Here is a 24,103-nt window from a genome sequence, read left to right as displayed (position 1 = left end):
GTAATGACCGTTAGCGAATCGATGGCCGGATCCCCGTTGCCCAAATTGCCCCTGGTGACTATGTTCCGTCTGGGGTTATTCCAGATGGGGCTGGGCATTATGTCCCTACTTACCCTGGGGGTACTCAACCGGGTGCTGATTGACGAGCTAGCAGTGTTACCCTGGGTGGCCGCTACGGCGATCGCCATGTATCAATTTGTTAGTCCCTTTAAGGTGTGGTGCGGTCAACTGTCCGACAGTCAGCGGCTGTGGGGTTACCATCGCACTGGCTATGTGTGGCTGGGAGCCCTGGGTTTTACCATATTGTCCTTTATCGCCCTCCAGGTGGTGTGGCAATTGGGGCTAAGTTTGCAAAATAACGGCTGGGGAGCCCTAACCATTTTTTGGAGCATTGTGCTGGGGGCAGTTTTCGCCGCCTACGGGGTCACTCTGAGTTTAAGCTCCACTCCCTTTGCCGCCCTGTTGGTGGACGTATCCGATGAAGATAATCGCTCCAAACTGGTGGGCATTGTCTGGTCCATGTTGATGGTGGGTATCGTGGTGGGGGCCATTGTCAGTTCCCGGCTGTTAAACACCCCTGAAATTTGTGGCCCGGCCCTGTTGAATGCCGATGCCCTGCTAGTGAAAAAAACCGTCGATATTGCCCAACTGCAACGGGGAATTAATCCCGTCTTCATCATCATGCCGGCGATCGTGGTATTCCTGGCCTGGCTCGCCACGGTGGGGGTGGAAAAGAAATATTCCCGCTTTGGCGATCGTTCCGGGGGGCGAGAGGATGAAATTACTTTGGGGCAAGCGCTGAAGGTGTTGACCGCCAGCCGACAAACGGCCATCTTCTTCGGCTTTTTGTTGCTACTAACCCTGAGCCTATTTATGCAGGATGCAGTACTGGAACCCTACGGTGGGGAAGTCTTTAATCTTTGCATTTCCGAAACCACCCAGTTAAACGCCTTTTTTGGCATGGGAACCCTGCTGGGCATTGGCTCCACTGGCTTTTTTGTCGTCCCCCGTTTAGGCAAACAACGCACCACTTCCCTGGGCTGTGCCCTGGCCGCCCTGTGTTTTTCCCTGTTAATTCTGGCGGGATTTCAGCAAAATGTGACCCTGTTAAAATCCGGTTTACTTTTCTTCGGCTTAGCATCGGGCATGATCACCGCTGGAGCCACCAGTTTAATGTTGGACCTCACCGCTGTGGAAACCGCTGGCACTTTTATTGGAGCTTGGGGTTTGGCCCAATCCATTTCCAGAGGCTTAGCCACGGTGGCTGGGGGAACGGTGTTGAACATCGGCAAAGCTTTATTTGCCAATGCGGTATTGGCCTACGGTTTGGTGTTTGCCCTCCAGGCCCTGGGGTTAATTCTCTCCATTTTCCTGCTCAACAAAGTCAATGTGCGGGAATTTCAGGACAATGCCAAAACGGCGATCGCCACGGTGATGGCGGGGGATTTAGACGGCTAAAAAAAATCTCCCCAGAATTAGGGAGGAGAAAATTAGGATTCTTGCACAGTACCGCAAAAGTTAGGTGTGGTGGGCCCCATTTACCCGTAATACTTCGCCGGTGACATAGCTACTGGCTACGGGGGAAAGTAAAAAGGCCACCGCCCAGGCAATTTCCTCCGGTTTACCAAAACGGCGGAAGGGGATTTCCTTGGTAATTTTTTCCCGAATATCTTCCCGGATCGCCAAAGTCATTTCGGTGTCAATGAAACCAGGGGCTACTGCATTGGCCCGCACTCCATACCGGGCCCCTTCCCGAGCCAGGGATTTCATCATGCCAATTACCCCAGCTTTAGTGGCGGAATAGTTAGTTTGACCGACGTTACCCCGCTCCCCGGAGATGGAACTAATGGCCACAATGGAGCCGGCTTTCCGTTCATACATGCCTTCGATGAAAGGCTTAATGCTGTAGGCTACCCCTTTCAAGTTAACGTTCAACACTGCATCCCAATCGGCGGGGGTTAATTTTGGGAAAAAGTTGTCTTTGGTGATACCGGCATTGGCCACCACACCGTAAACGGGGCCCAGCTTATCGGTGATTTCCGCTGCCGCCGCCGTCATGGATTCCAAATCGGTGACGTTGGCCACCACCCCCAGGGCTTCAGTATTACCCCCGTCCGTAGCTAAATCGGTAAAAGCTACTTTGGCCCCCATTTCCTGGAGTAATTTCACGATCGCCGCGCCGATGCCCCGATTGCCGCCGGTGACCACGATTACTTTATCTTCCAAACCAAGACTTAACATGGTGACTCCTGGGTAAATAGGTTAAATGTTGAAAATGTTGAAATCGAAATGTTGAGAAATTTGTGAACTAAAGGGACTAATTGTGGAGATCTTGCCACTGTTCACACCCGCTCTAAGGCGATCGCCGTACCGCCCCCCGTGCCATGGCAAAGGGCTGCTAACCCCAGAGTTTTATCCCGTTGTTGCAAGGCATAGAGTAGGGTAACCATGATCCTGGCCCCCGACGCTCCAATGGGATGCCCCAGGGCGATCGCCCCACCGTTCACATTCAACTTGTCCCGATCCACCCCCAACCGCCGCTCAAATAAAAGATTGCTGACGGAGAAGGCTTCATTATTTTCAAACAAGTCAAAATCTGCCAGGGTTTTATCTAGCTTTGCTAACAGTTTCTGGCTAGCGGTAATAGGCAACTCAGGAAAACGACTGGGAGTACCCGCCGCCCAACTGCCTCCCAAAATTTTTGCCAAGGGTTTGAGTTGATATTTTTCCACCGCTTCCCCACTGGCCAGGAGCAAAGCTGCCGCCCCATCGGTAATCTGACTACAGTTGCCCGCTGTTAACACTCCGTCCTTGGCAAAGGCCGAGCGCAATTTGCCTAGACTTTCCACGGTGGTGTCACTGCGAATACCTTCATCACTGGCTAACACCTGGGTTCCTTTCCGACTGGTGATTTCAATCGGGGCAATTTCTGAGTCAAAATAACCAGATTCCGTGGCGTGGGCCGCCCTTTGTTGCGATAAGCAGGCCACTTCGTCCAATTCTATCCGGCTGAAACCATGCTCTGCGGCCAATTTTTCCGTCTGTTCCCCCATGCCCTCCCCATTGGTGCTGTCCGTCAAACCATCATGGAGCAGGAGATCGGTTAAATTTTCCGGTGCTCCCATGAGGAACTTGTAGCCCCAGCGGGCCCGGTGGGAAAGGTAAAAACCAGTTTGGGACATGGATTCCGTCCCTCCAGCTAAAATTAAATCCCCCTCCCCAGCCCGGATGGTTAAAGCTGCATTAATCACACTCATCATGGCGGAAGAGCAGACCATATCCACTGCATAACCGTCCACCGTATCGGGAATCTCCGCCTTCAAGGCCGCTTGCCGGGGAATCAATTGCCCATGGCCAGCCCTTAACACGTTGCCCATAATGTACAGGTCAAGCTGGTCTCCCCCCACCCCGGCCTGGGCTAGGACGCTTTTCATCACATGGGCTCCCAAATCCGCCGCCGAAAAATTGGTCAGGGAGCCACCAAAACGTCCCAGGGGAGTTCGTTTAGCGGCAACAATAAAAACATCACGCATAATTGTTTTCCAATGCCATGGGTTGGGATGGGCGGCCATTAACTCCGCCTCCAGCTCAATTATGGGGATTAATTTGGCAAGCGGGGCATTGGAAATTTCAAGCTTTGACAACAAATAAACAAATCCCCCCCGGCGATCGCCTATGAGGATCGGATTTTTACCAATAAAATACCCCGTGCCCAGGGCCGGGGTGAAGATTGCAACAAGCTCAATAGCAGACAATGTTTGTGCTATTTACGCTCAATAACTTAGCCCAAGGCTTTTTCGATCGCCGCCTTGAGATTAGTGTCATCGGGTTTAGTTTGGGGGTCAAAGCGAGCCACCACCTGTCCATCCCGACCAATTAAAAATTTGCCAAAGTTCCAGCTAATATCTTCCCCATCCCCCACAAGGAATTGGTAGAGGGGACTGCGGTTGGGACCATTGACGTCCTGCTTTTCCAACAAGGTGAAATCAACGTCGTACTTGGTTTTGGTGAAATCTTTGATTTCCTCTGGGGAGCCTGGTTCCTGGGCCCCAAATTGGTTGCAGGGCACACCGATAATTACTAAGCCCTTTTCTCCATAGGCCTTGTCCAAAGCCACTAGGCCGCTGTATTGGGGGGTTAAGCCGCACTTACTGGCAACGTTAACAAAAAGGACAACTTTATCGGCAATGACCTCCGGGGCCAGGGGCGTTCCATCCAGGGTGGTCAGGGAAGTGGGTAATGGCATAGGTGTTAAGAAATGTTACAACGGTTTCCATTATGGACGATTAGGGCCCTTCCGAGGCGGGGGTAGTATCTTCCAAGGAGGTGTGATCCAACAGGGTTCCCAAGGTAGCAAAGGGCAGTCCGTAAATGGTGATCGGGTTAGTGTAGCCTTTCAACTCAATGGTGTGCTGCTGAACAGTTGCGGACCATTGGGGCAAGTCCTGTAAGTAACTGAAGGTTTTTTCGCTCATGGCTAAGTCGAAATGGGCCTGTTTAGTGGCCGATTCCAGCCGAAAAGCCGCATTGACCGTGTCCCCGATCGCCGTGTAGTCAGGATGGTCCCCACTGCCGGTATTGCCCACCATGGCGTAACCAGTGTTTATCCCTGTACCAATGCGGAGGGGAAAGGGTAGCTCATATTTCTGATTCAACTTGGCAGTCATAGCTTGGAGTCGGTTGACAGCATGGAGAATTTGAATAATTTCCGCGGGAGTAGCTTCGTTGTAACCGTGGAACCAGATGGCCATCACCGCATCACCGATGTACTTATCCACCCAACTGCCCGCTTCCCGCAGAATATGCCCAGCCTGGCGAAACCAATTGCCAATCAGCATAGATAGCAACTCCTCTTCCACCTGTTGGGCCATGCCGGTGAAGTTACGCATATCCGCCACCAACACCGTAATTAACCGCCGTTCATGGAGCACATTGGTCTGGGTATCCCATTCCGCCGGATTTCGCAGTAGCCCCGACGGGGTGCCGTTTTGATCGGAGTAGAATTGCGCTTCCGTTTTGCCAAAGGTAATTTTGTCTTGGTCTTGAATGGCGATCGGCACACTCACCCGTCGACCATTAACAAAGGTGCCATTGCGACTACCCAAATCAATTAGCAAAAAGGTATCCTCTTCCGTCGCCTGTAGAATGGCATGGTTGCGGGAAATACAATTGTCTCGGATGACCAAATCATTGTCCTGACTCCGGCCCACAGTCCAATAGCTCCGCCCCTGGAGAGGAAAGGTTACATCTCCATAAGAAAAATGTACTACTAGGTAAATGGGTAGGGCAGGCTTATCCACAGAATAATGACAAGAGTTGACTTAGGCCATCATAGCCCCAAGCCAGAAAAGGGCATCTACGACAATCGTACTCAACACTGCCCCCCCAAAGGCTTGCCAACCGGGGGAAGGCCGTTGCAATGCCCAACCCCCCAGCCCCAACAATAGGGCCAGTAGTAGCCAAGCCCAGGCAGCACCCCAGGGAGTGTGGATTTTAGCCAGGGCCGCCTGAAACACAAACCGGGCAAATTCCGGGTCCACCACCATCACCTGCCGCCAATGGTCCATCAATCCGGTGAGGTAAAAGTAAAGGTCCGTGACCGCTGTCCCCATCAGGGAGCCTAGATAGAATAAATGGCCGATCACTCCCCAGCCCCGTTTCAATCCCCAGAGGGCAAAGGGTAAACCGATCGCCTCGATGGGTAAATGCCAGAGGGGCTCCCAACGAAACCAGCCCCAATAAATCGCTCCCGCCAACCAACTCCAGCTAAAGCCCAACAACAAATCCCCCCACATGGCCTGTTCCGGTCGCTTCATTAACCAAACGGCGATCGCCACCCAGGGCAAAGTTAAAGCGAGCGAAATCCAGGGAAACTGTCGTACCAGGGGAGCTTGGATAAACACCGGCACCGACACAAGGAAGCCAGCTGCTAATTGCATGCCAGTGGTCGCGGGGTTAATGGATAAGCCAGAACGCCAACGGTGTAAGCGGCGCAAAAAATTCAGCCCTGGCTGGGCTAAGGCGGTGGTTAAAAGGGGAATCACTACGGGGGCTGAGTAAAGTTGGCTAAAGGGGGTTTAAAAAAAAAGATTTTGCTCTGGGGGAACAGTAACCAGGGCAATTTTAAGTTTTGTTACTTTAAATTAATCTTGCTTATTATATCCAAAAACTTCTAGGCTTTCTAGGGAAAACTCCCTATGGTTTGGCCCCCCCAGTCCCAGGGAATCAGAAATATTGCTAACGGTTATCCCCCAAGCCGCTAGAATGGGCTACGGAGATCGGCCCAGGATACTAACTCCATCTAGTGAATCTAGCCTGGCTCCAGGGACTGTCTCTTGGCCTTTTGTCCCCGCCGGCCCCAGCGCTATTAATTTTTCGATCATTCACCATGGCTAAAGTTTTAGTTTCTGACTCCATTGACCAAGTCGGCATTGATATTCTCAAACAAGTGGCCCAAGTTGACGTCAAAACTGGGCTATCGGAAGCAGAAATTATAGACATTGTTCCTGAGTACGATGCCATTATGTTGCGCTCTGCCACCAAGGTGACGGAGAAAATTATCCAAGCGGGTAGCCAGTTAAAAATCATTGGTCGGGCTGGGGTTGGGGTGGATAACATTGATGTGCCGGCGGCCACCCGTCAGGGCATTGTGGTGGTCAATTCCCCCGAGGGTAACACCATTGCGGCGGCGGAACATGCTCTAGCGATGATGATGGCCCTGGCCCGCCACATCCCCGATGCCAACAAATCCGTTAAGGAAAGTAAGTGGGAACGGAAACAATTTATTGGTACGGAAGTTTATAAGAAAACTTTAGGTGTAGTGGGGCTGGGGAAAATTGGTTCCCACGTGGCCGGTGTGGCCAAAGCCATGGGGATGAAATTGTTAGCTTACGATCCGTTTATTTCCCAGGAACGGGCCGACCAAATTGGTTGCACTTTGGTGGACTTAGATCTGCTCTTCAGTGAAGCCGACTTTATCACTCTACACATTCCCAAAACACCGGAAACCGCCAACCTAATCAATGCTGAAACCCTGGCTAAAATGAAGCCCACTGCCCGGATTATCAACTGTTCCCGGGGAGGCATTATTGATGAAGAAGCTTTGGTAACAGCCATTGAAACGGCCCAGATTGGTGGGGCTGCCCTGGATGTGTTTGCCCAGGAACCCCTAGGGGAATCTCGGCTGCGGGAATTTAGCAATGTGATTTTAACCCCCCATTTGGGTGCTTCCACTGAAGAAGCCCAGGTAAATGTGGCGGTGGATGTGGCGGAACAAATTCGGGATGTGTTGCTTGGTTTGCCGGCCCGTTCAGCGGTGAATATTCCCGGTTTAACCCCCGATGTAATGGAAAAATTGCGTCCCTACCTGAAGCTGGCGGAAACCCTCGGTACTTTAGTGGGTCAATTGGCCGGCGGCCGCATCGATCGCCTAACGGTTTGCTTACAGGGAGATTTGGCGGAATATACCAATAGTCAACCCCTGGTGGTGGCGGCCATTAAAGGTTTGCTCTCCCAAGCTCTGCGGGAACGGGTTAATTACGTCAATGCGGCGATCGAAGCCAAGGAACGGGGCATCCGGGTCATTGAAACTAAAGATGCTTCCGTGCGGGACTATTCTGGCTCTTTGCACCTCAAAGCCACCGGCACCATGGGAGAACATTCCGCCACCGGGGCCCTGTTGAGTAATGGTGAAATTCGCATTACCGACGTGGATGAGTTTCCCATTAACGTTCCCCCCAACAACTATATGTTGTTCACCTTGCACCGGGATATGCCGGGTATCATTGGTAAAATTGGTTCCCTGCTGGGTAGCTTTAACGTCAACATCGCCAGCATGCAGGTGGGGCGCAAAATTGTCCGGGGCGATGCAATTATGGCCCTGAGCTTGGATGATCCTCTGCCCGATGGTCTGCTGTCGGAAATCACCAAGGTGGCCGGTATCCGGGATGCCTACACCGTTAAGCTCTAATTAGCTCACCAAGGGTCCAAGTCAATGGGGGGAGGAATTAATCTTCCCTACCGTTGGCGCACATAAGGGAGAAATCGATGGCTGCGGCTAATAGTTGGTGGGAAATTAGAATACTTTGCCATCCTTCCCTGGAAGAAACTGCTTTTTGGCGGCTGGAAAAGTTCGGTTGTTTAGGCACCTCCACCGAAAAAAAGGCCCACTCCCTGCTTGTCCGTGGCTATTTACCCCAGGAAAAGGCTGAAATTCTCGACTTGGCCGCCCTAGCCCTCTGGTGTGAGCAGGACGCATTACTGTTCCAGGTGCCCAAGCCCCGCTTCCATTGGCAATTAATTGACGAAGAAGATTGGTCCATTAGCTGGAAAGAGCATTGGCAACCCACCCCCGTTGGCGATCGGTTTATCATCTATCCGGCCTGGATTGATCCTCCGGAAAATTCGGATCGGCTGATTCTCCGCCTAGATCCTGGTGTGGCCTTTGGCACCGGCACCCATGCCACCACCCAGCTTTGTTTAGAATCCTTGGAAATGCGGGTGGAGCCAGACAAACATCAAGTTCTGGCGGATCTAGGTTGTGGTTCCGGTATTTTAGGCATTGGAGCGGTTTTATTAGGGGCAGCCAAGGTTTATGGAGTGGATAATGATCCCCTAACGGTGGAATCAGCCCGTCATAATCGTCATCTGAACCAAATTCACCCCGATAATTTGGTCATCAATGAGGGCAGTGTGCCGGAATTGGAACAGTTAATTGCTGAGCCGGTGGACGGCATTATTTGCAATATTTTGGCGGAGGTAATTGTGGATTTACTGCCCCAATTCACCCCTCTAGTCAAACCCCATGGCTGGGCTATTCTCAGCGGTATTATGGTGGAACAAAGTCAGGCGATCGCCGATGCGCTGGAGCAAAACGGTTGGACGGTGGTCGCTATATGGAAACGGCAGGAATGGTGTTGCTTTCAGGCCAGAAGGGAAGAGGGAGATTAACCAAACAAAAAAAGAGGCCATTGCTGACCTCGAAAAAATTGATTCATAAAATTGCCATTCAACATTGCTAAATTAGCAACAACTAGTCTCAAGCTTAGGCTAGACCAGCATTGGTGCCGGGACGGCCAGTGGCTAATTCGACTTTCACAATTTTGCCGCCCATTTTCATGATGCGCTGTTGCTCACGAAACCAATTGTCATAGGGCACCAACTTCGTAAAATAGGTATTTTGTAATTCCCGTTGTGTCCGAATCCGGGTTTGGCTAGGAACACAAGCCGTAATTCTAAACATCCGCATGGGGTGTGGCTCTCCTAAAACGTTTTCTCTTAAAAAGTTGGCATATGCGACAGAACGGGAGTCAGAAGTCAATACCGGTCAGCTAAAACCCCGGCTATCCCGGTGGTGGCTTTAACGGCCCCAGCACTCACTTTCGACTTCCCGTTCCAACAGAGGGGCTACTGGCTAAGTTGCAAATCAACCAAGGCAGCATCACCCACGGGAATCCAGGACTAGCTCAAGCCAGAGCAGATGTAGTCGAGGTAAACGCCCATTTCTTTGCCGGCATCAGCACCAACCAAGCTAGCGGTAACTTCTTTGATGGCTTGGATAGCTTGAACGGTGGAAGAGATGGGTACACCGAGGGAGTTGTAGGTTTCTTTCAAACCGTTGAGTACGCGCTCATCGAGAATGGAAGCATCACCGGCCAACATGGCATAGGTGGCATAGCGGAGGTAGTAGTCCAAGTCACGGATACAAGCCGCATAGCGACGGGTGGTGTACATGTTGCCGCCGGGACGGGTGACGTCGGAGTACAACAGGGATTTGGCCACAGCTTCTTTAACGATGGTGGCGGCGTTGGCGCTGATTACACTGGCAGCCCGCACCCGCAGTTCACCGCTGGCGAAGTAGCTTTTCAGTTTGTCCATGGCAGCACCGTCGAGGTACTTACCTTGAACGTCAGCAGAGTTGATTACAGCCGTAATTGCGTCTTGCATAGTTTTGGTTTCCTTAAATCTTACTCAATGGGGAAAATTTGCTAAAAGGGTTGAATAATTAAGCTCAACACTTTAATAAGCTTGGGTACACAGACCTAGCTCATTTTTCCGATAACGAAGTCAAAGTAGGCAGAGGCTTCGGCGGCATCATCGGAGGACATCAAACCGGAAGCAACTTCTTTCATTTCCCGGACACTTTGAGCAACGGCTTCGATGGGGGTGCCGAGGGAACGATACATTTCCCGTACGCCCACTAGACCGATTTCTTCGATGGGGGTAACGTCACCGGAAACCACACCGTAGGTGACGAGACGGAGGTAGTAGTCCATGTCGCGCAAGCAGGTGGCGGTCATTTCTTCACCGTAGGCATTGCCGCCGGGGGAAACGATGTCAGGACGTTTTTGGAAAAGGCGATCGCCAGCTTGTTTAACGATGGTTTCCCGAGAACCAGTTAGGGTTTCAGCAATGCGAAGACGGGCGGCACCGCCGGTAACAAAAGCTTTAATACGATCCAGTTCGCCGGGGCTCAGGTAGCGGGCTTCTGCATCAGCATTCACGATTGATTTCGTGACGATACTCATGGATGGATTCCTCCGTAAAGATTTAAAACGTTAAAAAAAGGCTTTAAGCTGATTTTATCAACCGAGGCGCAGTCACGAACTGGACAATGCCGTTAACCAGCGGACTCCAGCGAGCAACCTGCCCAAACCATTCTCAGGCATTGCGTTCCTGATTACACTGCCCCCGTAACAGTTTGTAATATTTCTTGACGATCGCCAGCAGAATTTACTTTAATCCCTTGGCATTTTTGGGGGAGGCTGTAAGATTAGAGGGGAAAGTAATGGTTAAATCCAGATTTCCCCGAATTTAGACTTCCACTCCTCCGCCTCCCTTCGTATTTTCGGCTGTGTTGCAGCGATTCCAATAATGAAGAAGCGATCTCTGTTCTCCCTTTTAACTGTCTCCCTGCTGATGTTCAGCGGTGGATGTGGATTTCTCCCCGGCGGTGGCAGTGGTGAAGAAACCGATGTTTCCGTCGAGAATCAAGAAACAGCTCCCCCGGAAGTGCCCCTGACCGCCGTTCGGCCCCTGCCCCCGGTGGATATCGCCGCCCTGGGGTTAATTCCCCCCGTATTGCCGGATCAACGTTTGAGGGAAATCCAGGCTGGTCGGCCAAATCCTTTCGCCTTGATCCCAGTTGAAGCAAAGGTTACAAGCCCGGGATCTACCGCTGATGGGAGCAAAGCAACAGATGGGGCGTCGAATGGAGGAGAAAATAGCGGCAACGTTGCCAGCAGTGATGGACAAACAGGAGTCAATGGCATCACAGGTGAGCCTGGGCAACAAAATGGCAGCTCAATCTTTCCAAATTCGGAGCCGCCCAGACTTTATCCCGATGATGCTAGGGCTGTGGTGGTTTCCGGTGTTATCGAAATCGGCAGTCGTCCCTATGCCATTGTCCAAGCCCCTGGGGAACCCGTAGCCCGTAACGTAACCGTTGGCGATCGCCTGTCCGGTGGCAATGTTAGGGTGCAATCCATCAACGTCATGGGGGAAAATTCAAACATTGTGCTGGAACAGTATGGCGAGTCCGTAACCCGTGATGTCGGCGCTCCAGCTTTACCCCCCCTTACACCGCCAGTATTGCCGATTCCCCCATCTGACTCCTAAGAAAGTATTTGAAAAATGCAAGGCTAGATATTTATCCCCTTGAATCTCCTCACTAGAGCTCCGGCTTAAAAAAGGGGACTTTTGTGACAGTTCCCCCCCTCCCAAGGGAGGCTAGGAGGGATTAAACAGCCAAAACTCAACTTTCCAAACAGGCTCTAAAAACTGAGTTGGTGGTCAGCAAAGCTAAACATAAAAGCCGGGGCAATTTGTAGACACATAATTTTTACTAGTCCATTTCCCTGCGCTGTTGAGATCGGTTTTTATCAACCTTCTCGGAACAATCACGCCACGTTCTAGGTGATCTGGGAGTAGCACTTTGCCTGCTCCATAGTGGAAAGATTGGTTTTAATTGTCATGGGGCCCTGGGCCAGCTTGCTCCCTTCGCCTACAGTTGAATAATGTCTTCCCCCAGCCTTTCCCCCCATTACCAAAAAATGCTCGACGATCTAGATGGCCAGGTTCTCCAGCTAGACCGTCAGGTGTTCCGACGCTTGGCCCGATTGGGCTACCAACCCCAGGTGATTTTCGATGTGGGCGCTTCCAACAGTGGTTGGTCTTACTATATAAAGCAGGTGGTAACGGAGGCAGACTTCTATTTGTTCGAGCCCTTGGTGGACCATGTGCCGGATTATCAAGGTCTGATGGAGGAAACGTTACGGGTTTATCCTTCCTTCCATCTATACAAATACGCCCTCGGCGATCGGGATGGCACCATAACGGTTAATGTTTTTGACGACCCCGCCAGTAGCACCACTTTACCCATGACGGAAGGTGGTCCCTCCATCAATGCTGTTCAAGTTCCCCTGCTCACGTTGGATTCGGCCCTGGTCAAGCTTGGCTTGCCCCAACCCCAGGTGATTAAAATCGACACCCAGGGCAATGAATTGTCCATCCTCCGGGGAGCAGCCCAAACATTAGCCAAAGTTGATGTTTTATTTCTGGAGTGCTGGCTCTATCGGGGTTACGGTCCCAAAACCCCCCTGTTAACGGAGATTGCCCATTGGTTGTTGCCATTCAACTTTCGCCTTTGGGACGTTTCTGAGCCCTACCGTGGTCCCCAGGGGGAGTTGACCACTCTGGATTGCATTTTCATTAACACCGCCGCCGGCCTAGTTCCAAACTGGTACTACTAGCTTTTCCCTTTCCTCTAGAAAGTGTCTGAAAAGTGCAAAGCTAGGTGTTCATCCCCCTAAATCAACCCACTAAAGCTCTGGCGGAGGGCTTTTGTGACAGTTCCCCCCTTCCCAAGGGGGGCTAGGGGGGATTAAACAGTCAAAACTCAACTTTACCTAGCCGGAGCCTTAATTACGAAAGTAAGGGAGCTTAACAAAGGTGAATTCTTGCCCCGCTTAATATAGTCATTCTGGATTTTTGAGCGATGCTGGGGAAAATATCTCTGCATTTTCTTATTCGTAGGCTATAATTTGCCTGGAGTAGCGATTCTAGACGATCCCCATGGGCTTGCCTCGTTGGGTGGACTAGAACAAGTCCTACTGTTCGCCAAGTAGACAATGTCGAAAAAGTGCGAGGATTCATCGTGTTAACAGCGGTATGCTTCTAGTCTTGACAGCAAGGCGATTCTTGCTATGATTACCCTAAGCAACTCCGAGACACACATAGATGAACCCTGTTTTGTATATTTTTTACCGTAAAAACTGAGGAGTTTTAAGAAGTCCTATGGCACTAAGTCCTAACGTAATTGCGGCTCTACAGATCATGTACACCGGCCGTGGTGTATCCGCCAGTGATCTGAATTGGTGGGCCACAGATGGGGCAAACATCACCTATGCAGAAGCAGTTGCCCTGTTTGCCAGCAGCCCCGATGCAGCTATTAAGTATCCCTTTTTCCAAGCGCCCCAAACCGCTGACAAACGCCAGTATGTAGCCCAGGTTTTTGCCAATCTCTACAACATTGACATTAACGATACCTCCCTGGTCCCCACGGAGGAATTGGACTACTGGATTAACTGGTTGTCCCTGTCCCCCGACAACTATCTAGATTTCCCCAACGCGCTGAACAATGCTTCCGCCGCTGCTGGTCTGACCGATCGCCTCGAGGCGCTGACCAACAAAGCTGATGTTTCCCTGTCCTACACCGAAGCTCTGTCCACTGCAGGGGTTAATACATTTACAGAAGCCCAGTATGCCGAGGCTGCGGGCATCATTGCTACGGTTGATGATACCAATGCGAGTGTGCTTGCGGCAGAAGCCCAGATTGTGGAAATTGCGGCTTCCCTGAGCGTCTTCACCATTGCCCAGGCCCAAGCCACCCCCAACCTACCCCCCGCTTACACCATTAGCGATACTGCTGATAACTTGATCGCTGGTGCTGACGACCCCGTTGTGACTGGGGCAAATAATGTCATTGCGAATCAGTCCCCCGCTGCCCCCCTGAGCGTGGAAGATGCAAATATACTGCTAGCCACCGCTGACGAACTGGCCGCCGGTGTGACCTGGGATATCCTTGACACCGCCGCTGATGTGTTGGCTGGTGGTGCCGCCGTATCTGGTGCCGCTAGCGTTGGTATCACCGACATCGTAGATGTTGCCACTGCGTCCCAACTCCTCGCCCTCGGTAATTTTGATGGTGTGTATGCCATCGCAGACACCTCCGCGAATATTGTTGCTGACCCAGGAGTTTCCGGTGGCGCCACTGCCATCACTTTGTCCGATCCTGACGTTCCCGTAAGCGTTGCTTCTGCGACGTTTTTACAAGGTCTGGGTATTCCCGTTGGTCCTTCCTACATTGTGGAAGATACTTCTGCCAATATCTTGGCGGCCCTCTCCACCCCGGCCATTGTTAATGCCGCTGAGGTAATCGTAAACAACACCGATGTACCTTTAAGCGTTGCCCAGGCGGAGGACCTCTTGAGTCTGCCTAACCTTAATGCAGGGTTCACCTACATCATTGCGGATACCCTAGACAATCTCAGCGCTGCGCCCTCTACTCTTCTTGACGGTGCGGTTAGCTACTCCCTCACCAACACCAACCCCGATCTTGGTGTTATCACCGAAGCCGAGGCTGTTATCGTCAATGGTGCCACCAATGCGTCTGATTTCAACTTCCTTGTGGCTGACGTTATCCTGACGCCTCAAGCTGACATTCGTTCTGGCAACTCCTTCCTGTCGGTGGCTGTGGTTGAAGGTGGCTCCATCTTTAATACCCTCAACAGTAATGATCGCCTGACTGGTACCGGCGAAGATCCAACTTTGAGCTTGACCTGGCAAGAAGCCACCTTTGGTAACATCAATACCATTTTCCCGGTGCTGGATGGAATCGAAACCCTCGTAGCCACCCTAATCGAAAACGACCTGACTTTGGTGTCGAATGATTTCGACGTGGTTGGTCAAGGTTTCATCACTGGTCTGAAAAACGTTGCAGCGAGCGGTACCAAAGGTGGTGACCTAGAGCTCATCAACCTCCAAACTGCTTTGGAAACCGTCTCCGTTACCAACTACTTCTTCGGTGATGATGTTAGCTTCAGCATTGCTGACCCCGAATTAGCCGGGGACAATGATCTCTTGCTACTCACAGTAGACCAAGTCACCGAGGACGGTCCTGATGTCACCAGTATCAAGATCAGCGACTTCTCCGGCAACGGTGGCTACGAAACCCTTGGCCTCACCTCCGGGGTTACCACCTCGTCCAAAGGTAATACCAACACGGTAGACATTGAAGGCATTGTGGCAGTTGAGAGCATTGGCATCACTGGCATTGAAAACCTCACCTTGTCCACTTCCCTGATTGGCTCTGTTGTTAAGGTTGATGCCACTGGTTCTGCCCTCATTCCTGAATTTGAAGGCCGGGAAGTCTTTACCGGTGATTTGAAAGCTTTCTTTGATGACCGCCCCGGTGGTGCATTACTTTCCTCAGTGGTTCCGGTAACGACGAAATTTCCATCGCTCGGGATGCCTTTACCCTCAGCGAAGATCTGAAAGACGTAATCTCCAAAGGTCATATCCTGGATGGTGGTGCTGGCAATGACGAGTTAACCATTACCGGTGATGCTTTCAGTGATACAGATGCTGGTCACACTGTCATTGGTGGCGAAGGTAACGACAGCATTCTTCTCACTGGTGTTGCTGAAGGTCCCATTGCTGGTCATGTGGTCAACAGCTTCGACTTAATCAACGAGGTTGGTGGCGCAGGTGATGACGACATTAATATCAGTGGCGACGCCATTGGTGACTCTGCTGGCCATGTGGTCTTCGGTGGTGCAGGTGAAGATGACATCTTCATCGGATTCGACAAAACCTTAGCAGTTTCGGGCAATGGTGCGGCTCTAGGTGTCGATCTCGCTGGTCATGTTGTATTTGCTGGTGACGACGACGACACTGTCCGGATTACCGGTGATTCTTTTACCAGTGATAGCGCCAATGGCTCTGGTCATAGTGTTGAAGGTGGTACCGGTGATGACTTGATCGAAATCAGCGGTGACGCTCTAACCGCCGACCCAGACAGTGAGACTATAGCCAATCCGTTCTTTGACGATTCTGAGCCTTCTGACCTTGATCTCTTTATTGCGGCAGATCAGCCAATTCCGACTACGGAAGAACAGTATCAAGTTCTTTTGGCCCAGTTAGGTTTACCTGCTGATTACAACCCCAGGAATTTCATTAGGGGGGTTGCTGCCATCTCTGGTGCCCACACCGTTCGTGGCGGTGAAGGCAACGACGTAATTCTGTTCGGTCCCATTGCGGGGGAACCCGGTAACGGTGATGGTCAGCATCTGGCCTTTGGCGATGAGGGTGACGATTTCATTGAAATGACTGGTATTGGCAGTGTCGAATTCAATGGCGGTGCCGGTGATGATACCCTCGTCGGCGGTGACGGGGATCCGATCCTTGGCTTCGGCAATGACATCCTCAATGGGGATGAAGGAAATGACTTCCTCTTTGGTGGCAAAGGCAATGACAACCTCCAGGGTGGTGAAGGTGATGACATTATGTCCGGTGGTGAAGGAGACGATTTCTTCTTTGTTGATGCTGGCTTTGATGTCATCGAAGACCTCGGCGATGCTAACTCTGAAACTGGCGACCAATTCCAGGTGTCTGAAGATGCAGAAGCAGAAATTCGGGTCGTTCAAGACTGGGAAGCTACTGGCTTGACCTTCAACCTGGGTATTGCTACCCTCACCATCGAAAATCCTGGCGGTGGTTCTGTTGACCTATCTGCTTCCAACGTCCCTCCTAACACCAATGGCTACACCGTCATTGGCAACATCGGTGACGACGAGATCATCGGTAGCCGTGACGATGACAGCATCTTTGGTGGCCGTGGCGAGGATTCCATTGCCGGTTTAGGTGGTGATGACATCATTGAAGGTAACGACGATGATGATTTCATTTCCGGTGATAGTCTGTTATTACCCTTATTACCACTAGAAGAAATATTACCATTTGGCAACGATGACATCGACGCCGGTAGTGGTAACGATGTAATTGCCGGTGATCTTTTAGTGGTTACTGGCGATGATATTGACCTGAACTTATTTAATGGTGGTAAAGATACCATTGAAGCCGGTTTGGGGAGTGATATTACCGTTGGTGACTGGAGTATTGGCGCATTCGGAGACATCGACCTTAATGCATCCCTCGAAAGAACCGCTATCGGTGGCGATGACACCATCACAACCAAGCAGGGTGATAACGGGATTGTCTTTCCTATTGGTCAGGTTGCCATAGATAACTTCTTGGTTGGCGATTTAGCTGCAGCCGTTGACGGGGTTGGTAACGACATATTCTTGACTGAGACTCTGACCGTCATTGGTGGTGATGACACCATGACTGGTGCCGATGGACTAGATGTCATCGTTGGTGATGTCGGACTGTTTGGTTTCGAGTTCAACGACAGTGAAATTAACTTGACCAACTTCAAGTTAGGTCAGGTCAATGGTTCCACCGTTAGTGCGGGCGATGATTCCATTACCGGTGAGGGTGGCAATGACATCCTGGTTGGTGACTTGTTTGTCGGTGTTATTAATAACAACGGCATCATCATCGATGGTGGTAAAGGATTCCAGCTTGGCAAAGACGGTACTACCAGTTTCATCGGTGGTGACGATTCTATTTCTGGTGGCGACGGCAATGATTTCTTAGCCGGTGACTTTGTCCTGGTAGACCAATTGTCAGCGCCATTTGATCCCTTGGATCCCAACGATTGGACATTTGTCAATCCCTACGCCACTCTCCAAGGCCAGGCGGGTGATAGTAAAGCTCAAGCTGCTCAAGCTGCTATCAATTTGGCTCAACTCCGCCTTGAGTTCCGTGCCGTTGGCGGCGATGACGAGCTCGTGGGTGGTCGTGGCAACGATACTTTCTATGGTGGTCTTGGTGCAGACACTATTGATATCGGTAATGATGTCACTGTCGGCGGTGTTGGCGTTAACGGTGCCAATGAAATCTGGTACATGAATGGTGCCTTTGAAAACGCAGCGGTCAATGGAGCCAACGTCGATAACATTACTGGTTTCAACGTAAACAACGACAAATTTGTCTTCGCGGCTGGAGCCAATAACTTCTTGTCTGGTGATGCTACATCCGGCCTTGCCGTCCAACGTGTCCTTAATTTACAGGCGGGGAATACGGTCTTCAATCTAAACGATCCGATCCTTAATGCCTCTGCTAATAACATCAACGATGTGTTCTTAGCTGTAAATGCAGACAACAGTGTCGGTGCGTCTCTCTCCTTCTCCTTGCTACCCGGCTTGCCTTCTCTGGTTGAGATGCAACAGATCAATGTCTCTTCTGGTGCTCTGGCTGGTCGCGAATTCCTGTTCATCAACAACGGTGTTGCGGCTGTCAGCTCCCAAGACGACTTCCTCGTAGAACTTACAGGTATTAGCGGTACCTTTGGTCTGGACTTGACTCCTAACTTCGAGGTTCGTGAGTTCTACGCCTAAACTCTCTGAACTATATCTAGGGTGGCTATTCCACCTCAGATAAATCGAACTAACTGATTTATGGCCGTCCCTCCGGGGGCGGTTTTTTCTGCTTTTCATTCCCTCTTTCCTTAAGGGGATAAAACAGTCCCCCCCCTTTGCTAAGGGGGGCTAGGGGGGGATTCAACCCAACTTTACAAACAGGAACTAGACGCGATCAATAGGTTAGGATTTAATCTCTAAATCTGCTCACTAAAGTTACGGCATTTTGACATCCTCCAACCCGGCTAAAGCCGGGGGATTCCTACGAAGCAAACAGAGTTAACTGAATAGCTTTTCGGTGGGTTGACGCTTCACCGGATGCCGCTACCGAAGTAGTCTGACGCTTTCCTCCACGTCCGTTTTTAGTCTCCGAATGCCCTCCGGCGACCAGTATGTTTGTTGCGGCATTTATATCTCTGTCGTGGTTTGCCCCACAAAAAAGGCAAGTCCATTCTCTAACAGAGAGTTCTTTTTTGCCGCCAATTTCACCACAACAGGAGCAACGTTGAGAAGTGGGTTCCCAACGGGAAATCGTCCGAAATTCCCTGCCGTACATGACTGCCTTAGCTTCTAGTATCGTCCGAAAACTACGCCAACCAAGGTCAGAAATGGCACGGGAGAGACGACGATTTTTCATCATCCCGGCGGTGTTTAAATCCTCCAAAATCACCGTTTGGTTCTCACGGATCAATCTGGTGGACAGTTTATGCAAAAAGTCAGTGCGGGTATCTTTTACCTTGGCATGGACTTTAGCCACTCTTAAACGAGCTTTTTCCCGTCGCTTACTGCCCTTTTGTTTACGAGCAAGATTGCGCTGGCACTTCCTCAGTCGCTTTAGCTTTGCCTTTAAGGGTTTGGGAGATTTGATTTTCTCTCCAGTACTCAAAGTGGCAAAGTCGATGATGCCAAGATCAATCCCTACGGACTGCCCATTGTCGGCTAATTGTTGTGGGTCAACTTCGACAACAAAGCTTAAAAAGTACCGATTAGCCCTATCCTTAATCACCGTCACTGAACTAGGTATTGACGGTAAGGGGCGACTCCAGACCACATCGAGAAATCCAATTTTCGCTAGGTAAATTCTGTCGTTATCTTTTAAGACAAATCCGGCACTGGTAAAAGTAGCAGACTGTTTGGATCTTCGACTTTTGAATTTAGGAGGATTAACCTTTTTTCCCTTGCGTTTCCCGTTGACTGAATCAAAAAAGTTTTTGTAAGCCGCACTAAGATTTCTGATCGATTGCTGTAATGGAACTGCCGAAACATCAGTAAGCCAAATTTTCTCCTCTGTTTGTTTGCATTCCGTCAACCGTTTAGACAGGGCATTGTAGGAAGGCAATTTTTCCGAATCTTTGCAAAAAGCTAAAGCATCGTTCCACACTACCCGCACACATCCGAACAACTGGGCTAAGCCCTGTCGCTGTTGGTTTGTGGGGTAAAATCGGTACTGATACCTTAGCTTCATGCTGTTATTCTACAAGAAAATTAAAGCCCTCCTAAAGGAGGGGGTTTTAAACCCATTTTTCTGATAATCAAGCAGAGTCAATGGAGAAATGGAATGAACTCTCAGGTTAAAACTCCTTGGTTGAAGGCAATCAGTGTATTTCCTCTGGATAACTTTCAACTGCAAATCAAACTAGAAAATGGTCAAGAATTGATTCTGGATCTTCAAACAATCATTGAAACCAATGACAATTACTGGCGCTTAAAAAATCCCCGTTATTTCCGCCAAGCCCAGATAGATCCCCTGGGGGGCATTGCCTGGCCAGAAGGGGAAGACCTATCTCCCACTGGCCTAGAGCGTTACGCAAAGATTGCTTTTCCCTCCACTATCAACGATGGCTTGATGAGTTAGATATCCTGCTGGTCTTCTTGTTGCCTTCCCGAGGTTCTATGACCAATTTCCCCCCTTTACTAAGGGAGGCTAAGAGGGATAATAGGAGTATCCATTTCTCAGCAACAATACCGGACTTTCAAACCTTCGTTGCCATTGTTACCACGTTGCTAGTCTTTTTGACTGGAGTAGCATTAAAGTATGACACCATCTACTTCCGAAACTACGAAATCTCCATCCCCCAATGGGCAGGACTCAGCTTCGCCGGGCTTACTTTCTCGTTTGTGGTCTTGGATCAACTCCTACGGGGGTTTGTCCGACTTGAGGAAATACAACAAACAACTGAGGCAAGAAACCGAAGAGCTGAGGAAGAGCAACGAAGAAGCGAGGATCGCGCACGAACAGTGGCTCGAGAAGCAAAACAGGATCGAGAACGAGAAGAAGAGCTTGCACGAGCAGAGAATGAAAGAGCTGAGGCAAGAGACCGAAGAGCTGAGGCAAGAGAACGAGAGGCTCGCCGAGTTGGACAAGAAGCTCGCCGAACTAGAATCGAAAATCAATACCGTCTTGCACTCATCCGCTACCAACTTGAGCCCAACTCCCCCCATCGACGACAACTAGAAAATATTCTTGCTTTGTTGGATGAGTATGGGGATACGCTATGAGAATGGTGATTTAATCTCCCTTAAAAAAGGGTAATTGGATTTATTTTTCTGTGGAAAGAATAGTTCAAGAAATGTGAATTATTTCTGCCCTCATCCAGAAACCAAAACAAGAATATTAAAACAGTGCTCTTGTCCCTGCCTTTGCGAAGAAGGGCTAGGAGGGATAATAAACACAGGCAACTTCTCACCCTTTGCTACCAGGGTAACAATGAATTAACGGAAAGAAAGCAAATTTTTCTTCCCTATAATCAAGCCCTAATGGAATCAGCTAGGAAAAATTCCTACTGGTCATGGCCCCGGGCTAAAATGTTACTCTTCCCTAGTGAAAAACTATGATTCATGCTATTGAGACAACGTCTAGCATTTCCCTAGAAGAATTCTTAAACTTACCGGAAACCAAACCTGCCCAAGAATATCAAAACGGAAAAATTATCCAGAAGCCAATGCCCCAGGGTAAACACAGTAAACTGCAAACCACCTTGGCTAGCGAAATTAATCAACGGGCAGAATCCCACCAGCTCGCCTATGCCTTCACAGAACTGCGCTGCACCTTCGGGGAAAGATCTCTTGTTCCAGACATTACTGTTTTCAAATGGAACAACATTCCCCTAGATAGTAGGGGGCAAATTGTTGACAGAATCGATATCCCCCCAGATTGGATCATTGAAATCCTCTCCCCAGATCAATCTCCCCTAAAAGTTATCGAAAAAATAAGTTTTGCCCTTAGGAATGGCTGTCAACTAGGTTGGCTTGTTTCTCCTAGTGAGAATATCGTTATGGTTTTCCAAGGGAACCAACTACCAGAAACAAAAATGGGTAAAGATCCCCTAGCTGTATTAGCCGAACTGCAAGAATGGTTCATCACTCCAGAGATAATTTTTGGCTGGCTGAGTTTTGAACGATTAAAATAGGGACGTTGATTCCTCAGCAACAATGCCGAACTTTCAAACCTTCGTTGCCATTGTTACCACCCTGCTAGTCTTTTTGACTGGAGTAGGATTAAAGTATGACACCATCTACCTCCGAAACTACGAAATCTCTATCCCCCAATGGGCCGAATTCAGCTTCCCTGGGCTTACTTTCTCTCCTGTCCAGTTAGTTTTTCGGGGCTATCTCAATCCTCTATTCTTACAGTGCATTCTTCTTCCTCTATTTATGCCATCTTTTTATCGACTTGGTATAAGTTGTTCAGTTTATTTATACCGGAGAAACCATTAGCAATAATTAAATAATTAGTGCGGATAACTTTTCCTGCAAAACTTCAGTTACCTTGGCGATCGCCAGTTTGCGATTACCTTTGTAATCTTCATAATGATCATCCACCAAAATCGGCTCACCAATGGTTAATTGAACCCGCTGACGACCTAGGATGGGACGATTGTTCAAGTTGCCCCCCTTCATGCGGGTAATGACATTCCAAAGTAATAAAAGAGTGTCGGCAAACCGTTCCACCGTCGGTTTTTCTTTGACGTAATGCCCCGTCACTGCGACAAAATTTTCCACCAAGCGCATATGCCACATTCTTAAATCTGCCTCTTCTGCAATGCGATCCGCTAGACCCTTTTTAACTGGGAATAAAGTCTGTTCGTCCCGCAAATCTTCACGATAAATACAATCCCAACCAGCTTGTTCTAAGCGTCGACAACGATCCGGTAACGTTCCTTTCGGGGTAATTTGAAAATATTCTTCCCCCACCGTTAATGCCGCATGGAGCAAATTTTGGAGGCGGGAAGCAAGTAATTGATTGGGATCGGTTTCAAGGTTATTAAAATTCTCTTGCAGGCTTTGGGCTAAATCCTCCACCGCTGGCAAGTTTTGTTGGTAAAACTGACGGTAAAAATTCTCCATCAGATCCAACATTACCTCCCCCAAGCTATAAAGGCGTTCGTATAATCTGGCTTCGCCCAAACTATGGTCAGTGGTGGGGCCAATGCCGCAGTCGTTTTCCAGTTGGGAAAGTAAATTTTCAATCTCTCGCCAAGGAGGGGTGAGGTAAAAATATTGAATACCCACCGGTAGAATTAGTGTTTGCTCCGGTCTTTGGGCTTTGCGTAAATCCTCCGCACACCAAAATCCCAGTTGGGCAATGCCCGGTTCCAGGGGAGAAATGAGTTCGTTATGGCCGTTGGTGGCTCCTTCTGGGGCGGCGGCCAGGGGATATTGGCCGTTGAGCATTAAATCCCGAGCAGACCGTAAGCCAGGGCGGTCTAATTTCCCCCGCTGAATGGAAGTGCCCCCTAAACGGGGAAATAGCCACTGTAGAAAATCTCCTCCCCAGAGGGGAATGCCCCGGTCATACATAAAGTGGGAGTGGCTCACCGGTGGCGGTTGGAGAGCACCTTTTTTCAGAGCTGGCGGTAATAAATTCCAAAATAAATACCCCATACATAACGGATCGTTGATGCTGGGGTGACGAAAAGCCAGGAGTAAACGGTTTTTGCCTTGGCTAAAGTCCCCGTAGGCCTGAGCTAGAACCTGCAAATTTTCGGCTTCAATTTTGGCGATCGCCGTTTGAGAACGGATCCACCAGGGCAAAATCAGCGGCCCGAGCCGGAGTAACCAGGGCTGGAGATTGGGCGCTAAAAAGTCCAGGGGGGGTTGGGCTTGGATGGGGGATTCCATGGGGATAACTCACCGTTGGCGGAGTCGGCAAAGATGTTAGAAATTAGTGGCGATCGCCTGGACGGGGCAGGAAGGAATACATTGCTCACAGACCACACAACGGGAACGACGGAACATCAAGCGAAAACTATCCGGATCTAAACTCAGAGCCTCCGTAGGGCAAACCCCGGTACAGAGGCCACAATCTACACAACTTTGGTCATCAATGACAATTTCCCGACTAGCCAAGGAAACTTCAATACTCTGGGAGCGCATCCACTCCAAAGACGCTTCCAGTTGGTCAATGTCCCCGGACAATTCCAGTACTACTTTGCCTACCTGATTGGGGGCCACCTGGGCTCGGATAATATTGGCGGCAATATTAAAATCCTTGGCCAGCCGATAAGTGACGGGCATTTGCACCGCACTACGGGGAAAAGTCAGGGTCACACGCTTCTTCATCC

General features: G+C 50.0%; 22 protein-coding genes. 11 read left to right on the top strand and 11 right to left on the bottom strand.

Annotated features, from left to right (window positions below):
* Positions 1-3: 3 nt before the first annotated feature.
* On the top strand, positions 4-1,458 hold the full coding sequence (locus H6G46_RS03000) for a PucC family protein (RefSeq protein WP_010872513.1): 1,455 nt from the start codon (positions 4-6) through the stop codon (positions 1,456-1,458).
* 60 nt (positions 1,459-1,518) lie between these two features.
* Here the strand turns inward: H6G46_RS03000 and phaB are convergent, their stop codons facing one another.
* Positions 1,519-2,241 carry an acetoacetyl-CoA reductase PhaB gene (gene phaB, locus H6G46_RS02995; RefSeq protein WP_010872512.1) on the bottom strand — a complete coding sequence of 241 codons (723 nt, stop codon included), beginning with the start codon at positions 2,239-2,241 and terminating at the stop codon, positions 1,519-1,521.
* Between the two features lie 101 nt (positions 2,242-2,342).
* The gene (phaA, locus tag H6G46_RS02990; RefSeq protein ID WP_041425968.1) at positions 2,343-3,533 is read right to left on the bottom strand and encodes an acetyl-CoA acetyltransferase PhaA; all 1,191 of its coding nucleotides are present in this window, start codon (positions 3,531-3,533) and stop codon (positions 2,343-2,345) included.
* Positions 3,534-3,550: 17 nt separating this feature from the next.
* Here phaA and H6G46_RS18605 point away from each other — a divergent pair, with 17 nt between their 5' ends.
* Entirely contained in the window at positions 3,551-3,679 is a 129-nt protein-coding gene (locus H6G46_RS18605) for a hypothetical protein (protein ID WP_277922302.1), read from the top strand.
* Between the two features lie 102 nt (positions 3,680-3,781).
* On the opposite strand, the gene H6G46_RS02985 is transcribed toward H6G46_RS18605, so the two are convergent.
* From H6G46_RS02985 to H6G46_RS02975, 3 genes are read right to left on the bottom strand one after another with little or no spacing between them, the layout of a single operon-like run.
* Positions 3,782-4,246, bottom strand: coding sequence for a glutathione peroxidase (locus H6G46_RS02985; protein ID WP_010872510.1), 465 nt, complete (start codon positions 4,244-4,246; stop codon positions 3,782-3,784).
* 40 nt (positions 4,247-4,286) lie between these two features.
* A complete protein-coding gene (locus tag H6G46_RS18730) occupies positions 4,287-5,300 on the bottom strand; it encodes an adenylate/guanylate cyclase domain-containing protein (protein ID WP_010872509.1) in 1,014 nt (337 codons plus the stop codon).
* Positions 5,301-5,321: 21 nt separating this feature from the next.
* Positions 5,322-6,044, bottom strand: a complete 723-nt coding sequence (locus H6G46_RS02975; RefSeq protein ID WP_010872508.1) for a DUF3120 domain-containing protein — start codon at positions 6,042-6,044, stop codon at positions 5,322-5,324.
* A gap of 260 nt (positions 6,045-6,304) precedes the next feature.
* On the opposite strand from H6G46_RS02975, the gene serA reads away from it, so the two are divergent.
* A complete protein-coding gene (gene serA / locus H6G46_RS02970; protein WP_010872507.1) occupies positions 6,305-7,969 on the top strand; it encodes a phosphoglycerate dehydrogenase in 1,665 nt (554 codons plus the stop codon).
* 77 nt (positions 7,970-8,046) lie between these two features.
* Positions 8,047-8,949 (top strand): 50S ribosomal protein L11 methyltransferase, encoded by a 903-nt coding sequence (gene prmA / locus H6G46_RS02965; RefSeq protein ID WP_010872506.1) that lies wholly within the window; start codon positions 8,047-8,049, stop codon positions 8,947-8,949.
* A 94-nt stretch (positions 8,950-9,043) separates the two neighbouring features.
* Here prmA and H6G46_RS02960 read toward each other — a convergent pair whose 3' ends face one another.
* From H6G46_RS02960 to H6G46_RS02950, 3 genes are all read right to left on the bottom strand, one after another.
* Positions 9,044-9,247, bottom strand: coding sequence for a phycobilisome linker polypeptide (locus tag H6G46_RS02960; protein ID WP_010872505.1), 204 nt, complete (start codon positions 9,245-9,247; stop codon positions 9,044-9,046).
* A 212-nt stretch (positions 9,248-9,459) separates the two neighbouring features.
* On the bottom strand, positions 9,460-9,945 hold the full coding sequence (apcB, locus tag H6G46_RS02955) for an allophycocyanin subunit beta (protein ID WP_010872504.1): 486 nt from the start codon (positions 9,943-9,945) through the stop codon (positions 9,460-9,462).
* 95 nt (positions 9,946-10,040) lie between these two features.
* A complete protein-coding gene (locus tag H6G46_RS02950) occupies positions 10,041-10,526 on the bottom strand; it encodes an allophycocyanin alpha chain (RefSeq protein WP_010872503.1) in 486 nt (161 codons plus the stop codon).
* 346 nt (positions 10,527-10,872) lie between these two features.
* On the opposite strand from H6G46_RS02950, the gene H6G46_RS02945 reads away from it, so the two are divergent.
* The 4 genes from H6G46_RS02945 (at position 10,873) to H6G46_RS18370 (ending at position 18,518) form a co-directional block, all read left to right on the top strand.
* Entirely contained in the window at positions 10,873-11,616 is a 744-nt protein-coding gene (locus H6G46_RS02945) for a hypothetical protein (RefSeq protein ID WP_010872502.1), read from the top strand.
* A gap of 398 nt (positions 11,617-12,014) precedes the next feature.
* Positions 12,015-12,749, top strand: coding sequence for an FkbM family methyltransferase (locus H6G46_RS02940; RefSeq protein WP_010872501.1), 735 nt, complete (start codon positions 12,015-12,017; stop codon positions 12,747-12,749).
* 544 nt (positions 12,750-13,293) lie between these two features.
* A complete protein-coding gene (locus tag H6G46_RS18375) occupies positions 13,294-15,552 on the top strand; it encodes a hypothetical protein (RefSeq protein WP_015390148.1) in 2,259 nt (752 codons plus the stop codon).
* A gap of 170 nt (positions 15,553-15,722) precedes the next feature.
* The gene (locus H6G46_RS18370) at positions 15,723-18,518 is read left to right on the top strand and encodes a bluetail domain-containing putative surface protein (RefSeq protein ID WP_238569090.1); all 2,796 of its coding nucleotides are present in this window, start codon (positions 15,723-15,725) and stop codon (positions 18,516-18,518) included.
* Positions 18,519-18,801: 283 nt separating this feature from the next.
* Here the strand turns inward: H6G46_RS18370 and H6G46_RS02930 are convergent, their stop codons facing one another.
* Positions 18,802-20,004 carry an RNA-guided endonuclease TnpB family protein gene (locus tag H6G46_RS02930; RefSeq protein WP_010872499.1) on the bottom strand — a complete coding sequence of 401 codons (1,203 nt, stop codon included), beginning with the start codon at positions 20,002-20,004 and terminating at the stop codon, positions 18,802-18,804.
* A gap of 93 nt (positions 20,005-20,097) precedes the next feature.
* On the opposite strand from H6G46_RS02930, the gene H6G46_RS02925 reads away from it, so the two are divergent.
* The 3 genes from H6G46_RS02925 (at position 20,098) to H6G46_RS02915 (ending at position 21,949) form a co-directional block, all read left to right on the top strand.
* Positions 20,098-20,394, top strand: coding sequence for a DUF2442 domain-containing protein (locus H6G46_RS02925; protein ID WP_010872498.1), 297 nt, complete (start codon positions 20,098-20,100; stop codon positions 20,392-20,394).
* Positions 20,395-20,685: 291 nt separating this feature from the next.
* A complete protein-coding gene (locus tag H6G46_RS02920) occupies positions 20,686-20,994 on the top strand; it encodes a hypothetical protein (RefSeq protein ID WP_206754519.1) in 309 nt (102 codons plus the stop codon).
* A 376-nt stretch (positions 20,995-21,370) separates the two neighbouring features.
* The gene (locus H6G46_RS02915; RefSeq protein WP_010872496.1) at positions 21,371-21,949 is read left to right on the top strand and encodes a Uma2 family endonuclease; all 579 of its coding nucleotides are present in this window, start codon (positions 21,371-21,373) and stop codon (positions 21,947-21,949) included.
* Between the two features lie 313 nt (positions 21,950-22,262).
* Here H6G46_RS02915 and H6G46_RS02910 read toward each other — a convergent pair whose 3' ends face one another.
* Complete coding sequence (locus H6G46_RS02910; RefSeq protein WP_010872495.1) at positions 22,263-23,660, bottom strand: 1-acyl-sn-glycerol-3-phosphate acyltransferase; 1,398 nt, start codon at positions 23,658-23,660, stop codon at positions 22,263-22,265.
* 36 nt (positions 23,661-23,696) lie between these two features.
* Positions 23,697-24,101, bottom strand: coding sequence for an NIL domain-containing protein (locus H6G46_RS02905; RefSeq protein WP_010872494.1), 405 nt, complete (start codon positions 24,099-24,101; stop codon positions 23,697-23,699).
* Positions 24,102-24,103 lie beyond the last annotated feature (2 nt).

The organism is Synechocystis sp. FACHB-908 (assembly GCF_014698595.1).
GTDB lineage: Bacteria > Cyanobacteriota > Cyanobacteriia > Cyanobacteriales > Microcystaceae > Synechocystis.
This window is presented reverse-complemented; position numbering and strand designations above follow the sequence as displayed.

Bases quoted from the DNA above. Each gene is read 5' to 3' on its own strand.
- H6G46_RS03000 (WP_010872513.1), top strand. From the start codon at position 4: ATGACCGTTAGCGAATCGATGGCCGGATCCCCGTTGCCCAAATTGCCC.
- phaB (WP_010872512.1), bottom strand. From the start codon at position 2,241: ATGTTAAGTCTTGGTTTGGAAGATAAAGTAATCGTGGTCACCGGCGGC.
- phaA (WP_041425968.1), bottom strand. From the start codon at position 3,533: ATGCGTGATGTTTTTATTGTTGCCGCTAAACGAACTCCCCTGGGACGT.
- H6G46_RS18605 (WP_277922302.1), top strand. From the start codon at position 3,551: ATGGGTTGGGATGGGCGGCCATTAACTCCGCCTCCAGCTCAATTATGG.
- H6G46_RS02985 (WP_010872510.1), bottom strand. From the start codon at position 4,246: ATGCCATTACCCACTTCCCTGACCACCCTGGATGGAACGCCCCTGGCC.
- prmA (WP_010872506.1), top strand. From the start codon at position 8,047: ATGGCTGCGGCTAATAGTTGGTGGGAAATTAGAATACTTTGCCATCCT.
- H6G46_RS02960 (WP_010872505.1), bottom strand. From the start codon at position 9,247: ATGCGGATGTTTAGAATTACGGCTTGTGTTCCTAGCCAAACCCGGATT.
- apcB (WP_010872504.1), bottom strand. From the start codon at position 9,945: ATGCAAGACGCAATTACGGCTGTAATCAACTCTGCTGACGTTCAAGGT.
- H6G46_RS02950 (WP_010872503.1), bottom strand. From the start codon at position 10,526: ATGAGTATCGTCACGAAATCAATCGTGAATGCTGATGCAGAAGCCCGC.
- H6G46_RS02945 (WP_010872502.1), top strand. From the start codon at position 10,873: ATGAAGAAGCGATCTCTGTTCTCCCTTTTAACTGTCTCCCTGCTGATG.
- H6G46_RS02940 (WP_010872501.1), top strand. From the start codon at position 12,015: ATGTCTTCCCCCAGCCTTTCCCCCCATTACCAAAAAATGCTCGACGAT.
- H6G46_RS18375 (WP_015390148.1), top strand. From the start codon at position 13,294: ATGGCACTAAGTCCTAACGTAATTGCGGCTCTACAGATCATGTACACC.
- H6G46_RS02930 (WP_010872499.1), bottom strand. From the start codon at position 20,004: ATGAAGCTAAGGTATCAGTACCGATTTTACCCCACAAACCAACAGCGA.
- H6G46_RS02925 (WP_010872498.1), top strand. From the start codon at position 20,098: ATGAACTCTCAGGTTAAAACTCCTTGGTTGAAGGCAATCAGTGTATTT.
- H6G46_RS02915 (WP_010872496.1), top strand. From the start codon at position 21,371: ATGATTCATGCTATTGAGACAACGTCTAGCATTTCCCTAGAAGAATTC.
- H6G46_RS02910 (WP_010872495.1), bottom strand. From the start codon at position 23,660: ATGGAATCCCCCATCCAAGCCCAACCCCCCCTGGACTTTTTAGCGCCC.
- H6G46_RS02905 (WP_010872494.1), bottom strand. From the start codon at position 24,101: ATGAAGAAGCGTGTGACCCTGACTTTTCCCCGTAGTGCGGTGCAAATG.